The 13,023-nt window shown below is 67.8% G+C and carries 13 protein-coding genes and 3 pseudogenes; 10 read left to right on the top strand and 6 right to left on the bottom strand.

Going from position 1 to position 13,023, the window contains the following annotated elements; genetic code table 11:
• Nucleotides 1–35: 35 nt before the first annotated feature.
• Nucleotides 36–1,340: an ABC transporter substrate-binding protein gene (locus PV963_RS03485; protein WP_274814073.1), complete on the bottom strand. Its 1,305-nt coding sequence runs from the start codon at nucleotides 1,338–1,340 to the stop codon at nucleotides 36–38.
• 144 nt (nucleotides 1,341–1,484) lie between these two features.
• Nucleotides 1,485–2,519: a LacI family DNA-binding transcriptional regulator gene (locus PV963_RS03480; RefSeq protein ID WP_274814072.1), complete on the bottom strand. Its 1,035-nt coding sequence runs from the start codon at nucleotides 2,517–2,519 to the stop codon at nucleotides 1,485–1,487.
• Between the two features lie 265 nt (nucleotides 2,520–2,784).
• Here PV963_RS03480 and PV963_RS03475 point away from each other — a divergent pair, with 265 nt between their 5' ends.
• Together PV963_RS03475 and PV963_RS03470 are read left to right on the top strand one after the other, a co-directional pair.
• Nucleotides 2,785–3,459 (top strand): LamG-like jellyroll fold domain-containing protein, encoded by a 675-nt coding sequence (locus PV963_RS03475; RefSeq protein WP_274814071.1) that lies wholly within the window; start codon nucleotides 2,785–2,787, stop codon nucleotides 3,457–3,459.
• Nucleotides 3,450–3,881: a hypothetical protein gene (locus tag PV963_RS03470; RefSeq protein ID WP_274814070.1), complete on the top strand. Its 432-nt coding sequence runs from the start codon at nucleotides 3,450–3,452 to the stop codon at nucleotides 3,879–3,881. The genes PV963_RS03475 and PV963_RS03470 overlap by 10 nt, the downstream gene beginning before the upstream one ends.
• Before the next feature lie 47 nt (nucleotides 3,882–3,928).
• On the opposite strand, the pseudogene PV963_RS03465 reads toward PV963_RS03470, so the two are convergent.
• Nucleotides 3,929–4,054 (bottom strand): annotated as a pseudogene (locus PV963_RS03465) (DUF2961 domain-containing protein); the annotation flags it as partial.
• Nucleotides 4,055–4,095: 41 nt separating this feature from the next.
• Here PV963_RS03465 and PV963_RS03460 point away from each other — a divergent pair.
• A pseudogene (locus tag PV963_RS03460) lies at nucleotides 4,096–4,440 on the top strand (ATP-binding protein); the annotation flags it as partial.
• Between the two features lie 78 nt (nucleotides 4,441–4,518).
• Complete coding sequence (locus PV963_RS03455) at nucleotides 4,519–5,289, top strand: aminoglycoside phosphotransferase family protein (RefSeq protein WP_274814069.1); 771 nt, start codon at nucleotides 4,519–4,521, stop codon at nucleotides 5,287–5,289.
• A gap of 87 nt (nucleotides 5,290–5,376) precedes the next feature.
• Here the strand turns inward: PV963_RS03455 and PV963_RS03450 are convergent, their stop codons facing one another.
• Together PV963_RS03450 and PV963_RS03445 are read right to left on the bottom strand one after the other, a co-directional pair.
• On the bottom strand, nucleotides 5,377–5,940 hold the full coding sequence (locus tag PV963_RS03450) for a DUF2961 domain-containing protein (protein ID WP_274814068.1): 564 nt from the start codon (nucleotides 5,938–5,940) through the stop codon (nucleotides 5,377–5,379).
• A 73-nt stretch (nucleotides 5,941–6,013) separates the two neighbouring features.
• Entirely contained in the window at nucleotides 6,014–6,691 is a 678-nt protein-coding gene (locus PV963_RS03445) for a biosynthetic peptidoglycan transglycosylase (protein ID WP_274814067.1), read from the bottom strand.
• Between the two features lie 807 nt (nucleotides 6,692–7,498).
• Here PV963_RS03445 and PV963_RS03440 point away from each other — a divergent pair.
• Entirely contained in the window at nucleotides 7,499–8,488 is a 990-nt protein-coding gene (locus PV963_RS03440) for an LCP family protein (protein WP_274814066.1), read from the top strand.
• Nucleotides 8,489–8,632: 144 nt separating this feature from the next.
• Nucleotides 8,633–9,793 carry a L,D-transpeptidase gene (locus PV963_RS03435; RefSeq protein ID WP_274814065.1) on the top strand — a complete coding sequence of 387 codons (1,161 nt, stop codon included), beginning with the start codon at nucleotides 8,633–8,635 and terminating at the stop codon, nucleotides 9,791–9,793.
• Between the two features lie 97 nt (nucleotides 9,794–9,890).
• Here the strand turns inward: PV963_RS03435 and PV963_RS03430 are convergent.
• A pseudogene (locus PV963_RS03430) lies at nucleotides 9,891–10,169 on the bottom strand (helicase associated domain-containing protein); the annotation flags it as partial.
• 40 nt (nucleotides 10,170–10,209) lie between these two features.
• On the opposite strand from PV963_RS03430, the gene PV963_RS03425 reads away from it, so the two are divergent.
• The 4 genes from PV963_RS03425 to PV963_RS03410 all read left to right on the top strand — a co-directional run bounded on the left by PV963_RS03425 (nucleotide 10,210) and on the right by PV963_RS03410 (nucleotide 12,879).
• A complete protein-coding gene (locus PV963_RS03425; protein ID WP_274814064.1) occupies nucleotides 10,210–10,494 on the top strand; it encodes an ATP-binding protein in 285 nt (94 codons plus the stop codon).
• Between the two features lie 219 nt (nucleotides 10,495–10,713).
• A complete protein-coding gene (locus PV963_RS03420; RefSeq protein ID WP_274814063.1) occupies nucleotides 10,714–11,328 on the top strand; it encodes a GNAT family N-acetyltransferase in 615 nt (204 codons plus the stop codon).
• A 125-nt stretch (nucleotides 11,329–11,453) separates the two neighbouring features.
• On the top strand, nucleotides 11,454–11,867 hold the full coding sequence (locus PV963_RS03415; RefSeq protein WP_274814062.1) for a DUF4870 domain-containing protein: 414 nt from the start codon (nucleotides 11,454–11,456) through the stop codon (nucleotides 11,865–11,867).
• 409 nt (nucleotides 11,868–12,276) lie between these two features.
• Entirely contained in the window at nucleotides 12,277–12,879 is a 603-nt protein-coding gene (locus PV963_RS03410) for a GNAT family N-acetyltransferase (protein ID WP_274821923.1), read from the top strand.
• Nucleotides 12,880–13,023: the final 144 nt, after the last annotated feature.

Below are 13,023 nucleotides of genomic sequence, written 5' to 3'. Positions count from 1 at the left end.
GGCGCGGTCGGGGCCCGAACCGGACCGGAGCAGGGTCAGCCGGCGTTGTAGTTGTTCGTCTTCAGGTTGTTGTCGATGTCCTTCGCGGCCTGGCCCAGAGCGTTCTTGGGATCGGCGCCGGACAGGATGTCCTGGGCCGCCTTCTCGAACTCGGTGGAGATGTAGGGGTAGGCCGGGGTCACCGGGCGTACCTCCGCGTACTTGCGCGCGAACTGGACGAGCACGTTGTACTTTCCGCCCGGCTGGTAGCCGTCGATCTGCTTGGCGGCGGCCTCGGTGCCCGGGAGAGTGCCGGTCGCCTTGGCGTAGTCGACGAAGTACTTGGTCTGGCGGGAGAACTTCAGCCACGCCTGCGCGCCGTCCTTGTTGGAGCAGGTGGAGCTCATCGCCCACTGCCAGGAGGCGCCGCCGATCTTGGGACCGTTGCCGAAGTCGACCGGCGGGATGATCGCCAGGTCGTCGCCGAGCTTGTCGGCGTTCTTGGTGGCGTTCCAGCTGCCGTCCCACTGGATGGCGCTCTTGCCGGCGAGGAAGTCCTTGTTGGGGTCGGCACCGGACTTCTTGGACATGTAGCCCTTGGCCACCAGCGATCGGAACCAGGTAGCCCATTCCGCGGCCTTCTTGCCGTCGAGGGTGCCGGAGGCAGTCTTGTAGCCGTCGCGGTTGACCAGGTCACCGCCGAAACTCTGCAGCTGCGGGGAGTACGCGTACGACCACCACTCACCGGTGCCGCCGGTGCCCATCTCCAGCGGGTACTTGAACTTCCCGCTCTTCTTCAGCTTGGCGAGTGCCGCGTCGAACTCGGTCCTCGTCCACGGCTTGTCCATGGTGGGGATGCGGATGTCGTACTCGTTCAGCACCGACTTGCGGGCGAAGAAGGCCAGGGACACGTCGTAGAAGCCGAAGCCGTAGACCTTGTCCTTGTAGCGGCCGACGGTGCTGGGCAGCTGGTCGGACAGCGGGACCTCGCTGCCGGAGACGTCGATCGGGGCGAGGTAGCCGCCCCAGGCCCAGCTCGGCACGTTGGGCCCGTCCACGTCGAGCAGGCACGGCAGCTTGCGGGCCGAGGCGGCGGCGACGACGGAGTTGTTGTAGTCGCTCTGCGGGAACGCCTGGAGCTTGACCTTGTACTTGCTCTGGGAGCCGTTGAAGTCCTTGATGATCTTCTTGACGACGTCCAGCTCGGCAGAGTTTCCGGCGTTGTGCGTCCACAGGGTCAGCGTGTTGCCGTCGGCTCCGGACGTGCTGCCGCCGCTGCCGGTCGCGCATCCGGCGACCAGCGCGGTCGCGGCCGCGACGGCTACACTCGCACCAGCGAGGCGCCTGGTTCTGAACACCACGAGGGTTCCTCCATCTCACTGAGACGGGTCTTGCCGGACCCGCCTTGGCGACCGGTTGCGTCGGTCGCTGTTCTTGGTGGTCGTCCCGCCGCCCGGAGGTTCGGAACTCCTGGCGGCGGGACAACCGTCTTCGGGTGCCCGGTGTCAGCCCCTGGCGGGGGCGCCGATGGAGGCACGTTCCCGCAGCGGCATGGGCACGCGGTGGACGACTGCTTCGAGCGGCCCTCTGCGGAGAATCAGCTCCACGGCGAGTCGACCCAGTCGGTAGTGCGGCAGCTTCAGCGTGGTGAGCGCCGGGCGCAGTACGGAGGCGATGTCCTGGTCGTCGAAGGAGACCACCGACACGTCGCCGGGCACGGACAGACCTGCCTCGCCGAGTGCCTGGTAGGCGCCGAGGGACACCCGGTCGGCCAGGCACACCAGCGCCCGGGGACGGTGACCCGCCGCGAGCAGCGCGGAGACCTCCCGGTAGCCGTCCGGCGTGTTCCAGTCGCATTCGATGACGCCGTCCAGGCGTGCGCCGCCCTCCCGCAGAATCTCCTCCAGGCCCCGCATGCGCTCGTTGCCGGCGATGATCCCCTCGGGCGTGGCCGGGACGGCCTGGTGGCCGCCGATCGCCCAGATGCCCTCGGTGTGGCCGGCCGCGAGCAGGGCGCGGGCCGCGTCCCGGCCGGCCTCCAGTTCGTCGGGGACGACGGACGGGGCGTCGAAGCCGGGGGCGAGGCAGTTCAGCAGGACCACGCGGCGCCCGAAGAGCTCTTTGGGCGGAGTGACGTACCGGGTGAACATGGACGCGTAGATGACCGCGTCGACCTGGCGGTCCAGCAGCGCGTGGACCAGCGACGACTCGGCGTCGCGATCGCCGCCCGCCTCAGTGATGAACAGCAGGTTGTCCCGTTCCCGGGCGGCCTCCATCGCGCCGCGGATCACCTCGCCCGCGAACGGCGTCGTGGTGATCCGGTCCGAGACGAACCCGATGGTCTGCGTCGACTTCGTCCGCAGGCTTCGCGCGGTGACGTTGGGGCGGTAACCCAGCTCCTTCGCGGCGTCCAGCACCTTCTGGCGGGAGGCGTCGGAGATGCGCATGTCGGTGCGACCGGACAGGGCGAACGACGCGGTCGTCGGCGAGACGCCCGCATGGCGGGCGACATCGGCCATGGTCACACGACGTTCAGACATCTGCCGCTCAGCTCCGTTGTTAAATCGGATTAGCAAGTTGCGAAGAGATTGATGCGCCCGTGTCCGGATGTCAACACCGCAGACATCTCGAATAAGAAACGGGGAAGATATATGCCGATTTGTCCGCCTGTCTTGTAGCTCCCAGGTAAAACGGCATGCATTAGCTCTTGCGTTAGCGGGAGCGGGGCGCGAACGATGCCGAGCCAGCTCGCCTAAACCGATTTGGCAGAGCGTCAGACCTGCCGCGCCACCCAGGAGCCCGCCCATGAGGAGAAGAACAGCCCTCACCGTCGTGTCCGCCGCCATCGGCGGGGCCGTCGTACCGCTCTCGTTCGCTTCCGCTTCCGCCGCCGCTGAGAGCCGACGCGGTCCCCAAAGTCCCACCGCGCGCTGGGACTTCGACGAGCGCGGCGGCACGGTCGCCCGTGAGGCGGTCTCGGGCTCCGCAGACCCCATCGACTACGTCTTCGCAGACGCCCGCTACAAGCCGGACAGCGACCCCGTCCGGCGGTGCGGAGTGCGCGGCCGGGCGCTGTACTTCGACGGCTACTCCACCGTCGTCACCGCCAAGGGCCCCGGCAGGCTGGACCCCGCCCAGGGCCTGACCATCGACGCGTGGATCGCCCCCTACGCCTACGAGCACGGCATCGACGGCAAGCCCCAGGCCCTGGTCAACCAGCACAACCCGGACGCCAGGACCGGCTTCCTGCTCGGCCTGCGCCGCTTCGGCCAGATCGTCTTCCAACTCGGCTTCGGCACCGACCTGATCGAGGTCAAGGGAGCCCCGGACCAGGCGGCCTCCAGGGGCCGATGGACCCACGTCGCCGCCGGCTACGACCCGGCCGCACACCAGCTGCGCCTCTACCGCGACGGCCGCCTCATCGGCACCGCCACCACCCCCGACAAGGCCCCCGACTGGCCTCCGGCGAGTTGCTGCTGATCGGCCGGCACAACCGGCCCACCCTGCTCAACGGCGAGTTCCACGCCAACATGTACATGAACCTGATGGACAGCCTCGTCATCCGCCCCGGCACCCTGGACGACACCATCGCCCAGCGGGAGCACGCCGAGATACTCGCCGCGCTGCCGGGCCACCGCGTGCCCCGCCCGGACCTGGCTTTGAACCGGTCCCGCTTCGACGGCGACCGGCACCGTCCCCAGTTCCACATGCTGCCGCCCTGGCACTGGATGAACGAGCCGCACGCGCCCGTGTACTTCAAGGGCAAGTACCACATCTTCTACCAGCACGATCCGCTCGGCCCGTTCTGGGGCCAGATCCACTGGGGCCACGCCGTCAGCACCGACATGGTGCACTGGCGGGACATGCCCATAGCCCTCGCGCCGGCGGGGGACTCGAAGTAGTCCTCGGTGCCCGTGCCGTGCAGCGAGGGCGGCCAGCTGGTCGAGCCGTCGGCCTGGAAGTCGTCGTCGATCCAGATCATGTCGTTGCCCTCGCCCCACCAGCTGCCCTGCCGGTGGTGGACGGAGAGGTTGCAGCCGACGTAGTGACCCTTGCCCTCGGTGTCGAGGAGCACGTAGTTGTCCTCACCGGTGGCTAGGGCGACGTTCAGCCAGCCTGGTGAACGAGCTCGTCGAGGCCGCTGACGACAAACAACTCGGCAAGACCATCGCCCGCTACGGACGTGTCGACCTTCTGGAAATCGACGAACTCGGCTACCTCGAACTCGACCGCCGCGGCGCCGAGATGCTCTTCCGGGTTCTCACTGAGCGCGAGGAGAAGAACAGCATTGCGATCACCTCCAACGAGGCTTTCACGGGCTGGTCCAAGGCCTTCACCGACCCGCGGCTCTGCGCGGCGATCGTGGACCGGCTCACCTTCAACGCCACTCTCATCGAGACCGGCACCGAGTCCTACCGCCTGGCCCGCACCAAAGCCAACAAGACCAACAGGACCAAGTGAGCAGGCCGAAGCACCCGCGACGAACGGTTCCCCATAATCCACATGTCGCGCTGCCAGTGCGGTGGATAGCCTCTGCGGGTGACGAACGAGGACGTGCTGCAGGACCACGCTCACCGGCAGGTCGTGCGGATCGGCGACACCGTCCGCCGACCCGTCCAGCCCTGGACGGAGACGGCGCACGCACTCCTGCGCCATCTCGAAGCAGTGGGCTTCCCCTACGCTCCGCGGGCCCTGGGGATCGACGAGGAAGGCCGCGAGGTCCTCAGCTACATCGAGGGAGAGTCGGGGCCGCTGAGATGGGCCAAAGTCGTGGAAGACGACGGCTTGACCGCCTTCGCCCGGCTGCTGCGCGAGTACCACGACGCAACCGCGGGTTTCACCCCGCCCGACAATGCCGCCTGGGCCGTCGACGCGACGGAGTCCGCTGACCGTGCGGTGATCTGCCACGGCGATTTCGGCCCATGGAACGTGGTCTGGCAGGGGCAGCAGCCGGTGGGCCTCATCGACTTCGACTTCGCTCGCCCGGCAGCACGCCTGCACGACATCGCCTACGCACTGCAGTACGTGGCACCGTTCAGGGACGACACCGAGTGCACCCGTTGGCTCCGCTATCCGCAACCGCCCGACCGCCGTCGACGCCTGCAACGGTTCTGCACCGCCTACGGCCTCCCCTCCACCGCCGACATCGTCGACGCCGTCATCCGCGAGCAGCGGGAAAACGCCGAACGAGTACGCCGGCTGGCCGATGCCGGGCACGAACCCCAGGCAAGCTGGGCGGCCGATGGTTACCTGCAGGACCTCGAAGACAAGTTGGCATGGAGCCAAGCCCACCGGCACCTGTTTGAGTAACGCCTCACCTTTCCGCTGCCCGCCCACGACCGAGCACCCCGGCACCGCCATGGGTGGTCCCGAATCAAACCGCCTACCGGAGCCGCATCACGACGCCTGATCTTCACCAATCACCCACAGAATGGGGCCAGCTGGAGTCGCCCTGGCGGGGCCGAAAGCGGACGCCCTGGCCACCTCACCGGTGACGTCGACGATGTTGACCTCGGGGCTGTTGGTCTGGATGTCCGGCGCCCAGCCGTTGCACGGGTTGCTGCGGCTCCAGCGGGCGTGGAAGTAGAGGGTGTCCTCGGGAAGCTCGTCCGGGAACAGCTCGTAGTCGATGTAGAAGTACTGCTGGATCGGCAGGTCGTTCTCGTTGACCAGCTCGATGCGGGCGCGCTTGTTGAACGGCATGGGCGCCCAGCAGTTCAACGCGGCGCTGCCGCCGAAAATCAGGGACTCCTCGGGCTTAGCCGATACCGTGAACAGGGCCGACTGGTAGCTGTTGGGCATGCAGTGGCCGATGCCGAAGAAGTCGCCGAGCGGGACGAGGACGGCGGGCTCCTCCTCGTCGTCCCAGGTGATGCGGATGAGGACCTTGCGGTAGTGGTCCGGGTCCGGCTCCTCCCAGTTGACGCCGAGCGCGTTGTGGATCTCCATTACGGGGGCCACGGTGTCGGCTTAGCCGCAGCCAGAGCATTCCGGTGAACTGTCAGGGCCAAGAACAACTGAGGAGCACTCGCTCTCAGGCGACGCCCAGGGGTGTGTCGTCGAAGGCCCTGACCTGACGTGCGGTCAGGTCACCGATAGCCTCGAGGCGAACCAGCACCTCGGCGCGGCGCTGCCTGGCCAGGTCGGGGTTGTGGAGGGGATCGTAGGCGGAGGGCGCCTGGACGAGACCGGCAAGGAGGGCGGCCTGGGGCCAGTCCAGGTGAGCGGGACTCGTCTTGAAGTACCCGTGTGCGGCCGCGTCCAGACCGTAGTATCCATGCCCGAAATAGGCGGTGGACAGGTACATCTGCAGGATCCGGCCCTTGGGGTAGTCATGCGCGAGCTTGACCGCCAGAGCGACCTGTTCCACCTGGTCGGGACGGGTACGTTGCCCGTTGGTGTAGAGCATCTTGGCAAGTTGCTGCTCGATGGTGGCGCCCCCGCCACCGCCTCCGCCGCCGCGCAGCCAGACCAGCAGCGCGCGGGCGGCGCCTTCAGGGTCGATGCCGGGGTTGTGCCAAAAACGGGCATCCTCGGTGGCCACCAGTGCCGCGGCGACCTTGGGGGCGTGGACAGATCCGTGGCAGTCACCCCGTGGGCGGCGGCCTGCGCACTCACCCGGGACTGGGCGTCGCCCACCCCCGGAGTGACTGCCAGCAGCACACCCCCGGCCGCCGCGAGCACCACGGCCACGCCGAGACCGATGACGCACGCACGGGTGACGAGACGGCGCAGCCACCGCGGGAGCACTTCCCGGCGGAGGAGGCCACCGAGGGCGAGGACGGCAACGGTGCCTGCCGTGAAGGCGGAGAGGGTCACAGGAACGTTGAAGCCGTAGCCGAAGACGGAACGGGCGATACCGAAGAGCGTCGCTGCTATGGCCCCGCCGAGAGCGCCGACGGCAAGGAGCGTGCCGCGTGGCCCGGCGCTCGGGCGCGGAGACGGGTTCCGGCGGCGAGCCGCAGAGCCACGCACGGCAGCCGTGACGGTCGCATCCTCCCCGGCTGCTCCGGCACGGAGGTCTGGTGTCGGCCCATCGGCCCGGTCAGTACTCGTCTGTGACATGTCCACCGCCAGTTCGTCGTTGCCGGCTCTCGGCCGGCCCACGTCTCCCTCATGGCGTTTCGGCGCCAGAGCCTCGCATTCATAGACGGTGACGAGGGAAAGATGGTTGCTAAATCCAGCCCAGCAGAATACGACCGTGCCTGCCGCGCCACACGCACCTGTGAAATTGGAAGGCCGCTTCTCCCTGTCGATCGCCGTATCCGCGTGAATCTGAGATAAGAATTCGGTAGGGAATTCATGAAGGGTTCTTCAGGGGGGTCCCACGCGAGGGCCAAGCTTCAGGAAGCTCCTTCTGTGGGCGTGCAATTGATGCCTATTATGGGCGCATCAAACATTGAAGAACCTTGTTCGTGCATGAGGGGGCTCCCGTTTCATGGTGACGTACGGCCGAGGCGGACACCCGGTCGGCCGCGTTCGCCACCGGACATGGCGCCGCAGGGCAACCTGGGGCGTGATGACGCTCGCCCTCGCGGTGCTCGCGGCCTCCGTCGGGACGTACGCCTGGGCCGACGAGAAGCTGGACCGTACGGTGAACCTCGGCGCCCTGTCGGACCAACCCCCGCCGGGCAAGGGCACCACTTATCTCATCACCGGCTCGGACGACCGCCGGAATCTGACCCCGCAGCAGCAGAAGGAACTGCACACCGGCAGCGACGACGAGGGTCCGTACGGCAACAGCGACTCGATGATGCTGCTGCACATCGGCAGCGACGGTGACACCCTGGTGAGTCTGCCGCGCGACAGTTACGTGACCATACCGGCGTTCAGCGGTGCGGACGGTGTCCGGCATCCGGCAACGACGAACAAGTTGAACGCGGCCTTCTCGCTCGGCGGCGGGCAACTGCTGGCCGAGACGGTCGAGTACAACACCGGCATCCACGTCGACCATTACGCGGAGATCGGCTTCGGTGGCTTCGTCGGCCTGGTGGACGCACTCGGCGGCGTCACCCTGTGCCTGGACCGGCCCATCGTGGACCAGGCATCGGGAGCCGACTTCAAGGCGGGCTGCCAGAAACTGGACGGCCGGCAGTCCCTCGAACTGGTCCGGGAACGCCATCAGGAGGCGGGCCAGGACCTGAGCCGCATGGCGAACCAGCAGAAATTCCTTACCGCGATCGCCCACCAGGCGGAGACCCCGTCCACTCTTCTCAACCCGATCAGGCTCTACTCGGCACTCGACGCGGGCATCGGAACGCTGAGCGTGGACAAGAACACGACCCCGTACGACCTGGCGCGGATGTTCCTCGGCCTGAAGGGGATTTCCAGCGGACGAGGACATGAGTTGACGGTCCCGATCGCAGACGCGAACTACTCCACTTTGAACGCCGGTGACGCGGTGCTGTGGAACATGACACGCGCCAAGGCCCTCTTCCGCGAGCTGCAGAACGATCAGCCGATCACCATCGGCAACAACGACGCCAACTCTGACCTGGCCGGTGGTTAGCGTCAATTCCCCGGCGTGCGTACTTCGTTGGCCTCTCCATCAATGTCCCGAACGTGTCCACCGCCGGCAGTCGATGTCTTCCCTACCGGCCGAGGAGGAGACCCTGTGAAAACGATGAGTCAGGTGCCGGAAAAGCGTCGGCGTATGAAGGAGATGGCCTACCTCGCCGCGCTCACGGTGGTCTCCGCGCTCACGCTGGTCGGGTGTGGTCTCAGCGCGGCCTCGTCGACGTCGCCCCGACCGAGCGACATCACGATAAAGCCGGTGACGGACGCCTCCGGCCGAGCCGAGCCGGACCGGCCCATTCACTGCACGGCCACCCACGCACACCTGACCAAGGTCTCCGTCACCCGCTCGAACGGTTCCGTCGTCAGCGGCTCCCTCGACCCGTCGGCCGGTACATGGACGCCGTCTCAACCGCTGAGCCTCGACGCCCGTTACACGATCGTCGCCACGGCCGCCGATACATCCGGAAAGTCGGTCAGCAAGCGCCTGGACATCGAGACGATCAGTCCGGCCGACACCGCCACCGCCCAGTCCATCACCCCCGCCACGGGGTCCGACGTAGGCAACGCCCAGCCAGTAGTCGTCGTGTTCACGAAGGCCGTGACCGATGAGGCCGCCGCCCAGAAAGCACTGTCCGTGACCGACACGGACCACGTCACCGGAGCCTGGCGATGGGTGACCAACCGCCGTGTCGACTACCGTCCCCGAACGTACTGGCCCCTGGGCGACAAGATCACCGTGAAAGGCGACCTGGAAGGAGTGAACGCAGGAGGGAGCCTCTGGGCGACCGGCGACTACACACACACCTTCACGGTCGACTCCGACGTGCACGCGGTAGTCAATCCCAAGACCCGGACCATGGCGGTCTATCGGGCAAGCAAGCTGAGCCGGACACTCCCGATATCGACCGGCGGGACCGGCTACCAGACCTGGGGCGGCAACCTGGTCGTGCTCGACAAGGAGGCCAAGACCCAGATGACATCGTGCAGCGTCGGCCTCAGCTGCACTCCCGGTAGTCCCACCTACTACAACCTGCCGGTCTACTGGGACGTCCACCTGACGTGGAGTGGTACGTACATCCACGACGCGTCATGGGACAACGCGACCATCGGCAGGGTGGACAACTCCCACGGATGCGTTCACCTGAACGCATCCGACGGGAAGTGGTTCTTCAACACCGTGGAACCGGGCGACCTCGTCCGGGTCATCAACCCGTCCAAGCCGGTGACGCTGGACAACGGGGACGGCGACTGGAACCTGTCCTGGTCCCAATGGAGCACGCCCAACGCCACGCGGTGAGGGGGCGATCCGAGGCGAACGAAAACAGCACGGAGCCCCGGACGTTTCTCGCCCGGGGCCTCGCGTCGTCCGGCTCAACGGTGGGACGGCGGCGGTGTCACGCCCACTCCATGCCCAGCTCCCGCAGCGCGTCCAGCTGCTCCTGGGCGAGTTTGCCCCGCCTCGCTCGGGTGTTCGATACCCACACGCCCAGCTTGACGGACACCGGCTCCGTCTCGCCGTCGACCGCGATCTCTTCGCTGCGGCCGCGGGGCACAGGCCGGTGGGCGCCTTCCCGTTCCACCCACTGCGCGAGGTCCGTCAGGCCGCGTTGAAACGCCTGCTGTGCCTTGCTCGGGCCCTTCGCCGCATGCGTTGCTGCCGGGGCAGGGACTGGCGGAGCGGCGGCGCGGGACGTCACGCGGGGCTTTCTGCTGGTGCCGGCGCCGGACGGTGGGGCCGAGACCGAAGCGGTGCTGCTGGTGGTGTCCGAGCCGGTCACCAACGCGGTGCGGCATGCCGGCGGAGTGACCGGCTTCGGCCTAAGAGCGGGACCCGACACCGTGACCGCCACCGTGGAGGACGCCAGCCGCCTGCCGCCCGATGCCGCCCGGCCGGGCGGCATCGGGCGGCGCCTGGTGCAGGACCTGGCCCAGGACGTGGCTGTCACCGTCGGTCCCAGCGGCAAGGCCGAGTCGGCAGTCCTGCCGCTTGGGCACTGACCGTCAGACAGCGGTCGGCGGCGAGGCCAAGGAGCGGCTGCCGCCCGGTCCGGCACCCCCAGCTTGCCCTCATGGGCGCCGACCTGCCCCACGATCGTGATCGCCGGGTCGGGAAGCCGAGGCGGAGCGGCCACGGGAAAGTCCCTGACCAACCCTGGTCCGCGGGCGCGACCGGGGCCTCGCCCCATCATCGATGATCAGGGCTGCAGAATGATCTACATGCCGAAAACGAACACGCCGAAGACGGCAACGATGGACGACGCCGCGTTCATCAGCCGCGCCCTGGCCCGCGCCTTCGACGACGATCCGATGATGCGCTGGTTCTTCCCCGACGACTCATCGCGCAGGGAAGGGCTGGACCGTTACTTCACCACGATCTTCACCCGGCAGTACGTCCGCCACGCAGTCTGCGAGCGCACCGAGGCGGCCGCCGCCTTCTGGGTACCGGCAGAGTCACAGGCCCAGGCCGTTCCGGACGGGGAAACCATCCGAGAGCTCCAGAGCATTCTCGGTGACCGGGCTGCGCTGTTCAGGGAGACTGTCGAGACGGCCGCCAAGCACGCACCCCGCGAACCGCACTGGTACCTGGCAGTGATCGGCGCGGACCCGGCGGCAAAGGGCCAGGGACACGGGGCGGCACTGCTGCGCTCAGGGCTGGCCAAAGCCGACGCGGCGGGTCTGCCTGTCTACCTGGAGTCCTCCGCGTCGGCCAACGTGCCCTTCTACGAGCACTTCGGCTTCACCGTGCGAGAGGAACTGCAGCTGCCGGGCGGCGGGCCGAGGCTGTGGGCGATGTGGCGCAAGCCTCGCCGTCCGGCACACGTCGGTGGCTGACTAGGCGCGCCGGCCCGCCCCTTGAGCTATCCGGCCACGCCGATCGGCGACATCGCCGACCGGATCCCCGCGATGTCGTGCGGGCTGCTTCGCGGGACCCGTCCCGGGCCGTCGGGGGTAGGACAGTGGCCGTTGAGAAGCGGGAGGGCGTCATGGTGGAGCGGACCGGCAGCCGGTCGGGAGCGGTGTGGTCGTATCTGGGTGCGGCGCTCGTGGGTTTCACGTGCGTCGGGATCTTCGTGATCTGGCTGGTCCCGCTGGCCATCCGGTCGCGGACCGCGAACCCGTGGACCCGCGAACATGCCACACACGCGGCGAACTTCGGTCTGACCGCATTCCTGGCGATCCTCGGCGGCGCCCTGATCTCGGCCCTGATCGGGCTGCCGCCGTCCTACCCGCAGACCCAGCCACTGCCGATGTACCTGGTGTTCTGCTACATCCTGGTCGGACTTGTCGGGCTACTGGTCGGAGCCGTACGCACCGGGAGCGGACAGGACTTCCGCTTCATCAAGTCCATCTCCTTGCGTCTGCTGGGCTGACCGCAGCGCGCTATGCGTCTCATGTCAGGATGGCGCGAGTGTCTCCGCCCGGCGGGGCGATAGAGCCGATGGGCGGGAGTGAGGCGGCAGTCAGATCGCGGGCCGCGTCAGTGGGCCAGCGGCAGGACTGCGGACACTGCCTTGCCTCCCGGCCGGATGCGGACCTGAAGTGCGGACGCGCCCCGCCGGGCGGCTCGCGTTCTTCCTCGGATGGACGCACGATGACAAGCCTCCTGTGGCTGTGGCCGCCGCTGCGACCCTTATTCCTCGGCTGCCCCGAGAAACCCTCGCCGTTGCCGAGAACACCCAAACGGCGTCAGCGTGCGAGGTCGGTAGTTCTGCAGGGCATAGGAGCCCGGTCAAATGTGTTGTCGGGGAAACGGCCTGCCGTCAAGATCGTTTGGTGAACATGCCGGAGCTCCAGAGCGCCCCTTCCGTACGTCCCATCACCGACGCCGACGTTCCCACTGCGGTCGATACTCTCGCCCGGGCCTTCGCCGACTACCCCTTCACGCGGCACGTGATTGCGGCGGACGGTCACGAGGAGCGGATCCGGCGTTACCAGGAGCTGTGCCTGACCCGTATTGGCATGGTGTACGGCCGCGTCTGGGTCGCCGACGGAGGCCGTGCCGTGGCTGTCTGGGCCGTTCCCGGTATGGATCCCTCGCCCGCCTTCGCCGAGCTGGGCCCGATCCTCGGCGAACTCAGCGGCGACCGGGCCGCCATGGCCGCGGCTGCGGACGCGGCCATGGCGCCGTACCGGCCCAAGGAGCCGGGACGGTTCCTGGAGACCGTGGCGGCCGCCCCCGAGGCCCAGGGAAAGGGCCTCGGCAATGCGGTACTGGTTCCTGGCATCCAGGAGGCCGAGCGCGCTGGGTGTCCGGTGTTCCTGGAGACCTCCAGCGATGCGAACGTGCGGTTCTACGAGCGCCTCGGCTTCAAGGTCACGGCCGATGTCCAGCTCCCCGACAACGGCCCCCGCACATGGTGCATGCGCAGGAACCCGCGCTGAGAGCCGGAAGATCTGACCGACGGGGCTGTGCTCAGACCGTCTCGTCGTCCTCGTCCCACTCCGGCGCATCAGGATCGCGCAGTTGACCCTGGGCAGGCGGCGGGGAGGCCCGCAGCCCACGGAGTCCTTCCTGACCTCAACAGA

Source organism: Streptomyces coeruleorubidus (assembly GCF_028885415.1).
Classification (GTDB): domain Bacteria; phylum Actinomycetota; class Actinomycetes; order Streptomycetales; family Streptomycetaceae; genus Streptomyces; species Streptomyces coeruleorubidus_A.
This window is presented reverse-complemented; position numbering and strand designations above follow the sequence as displayed.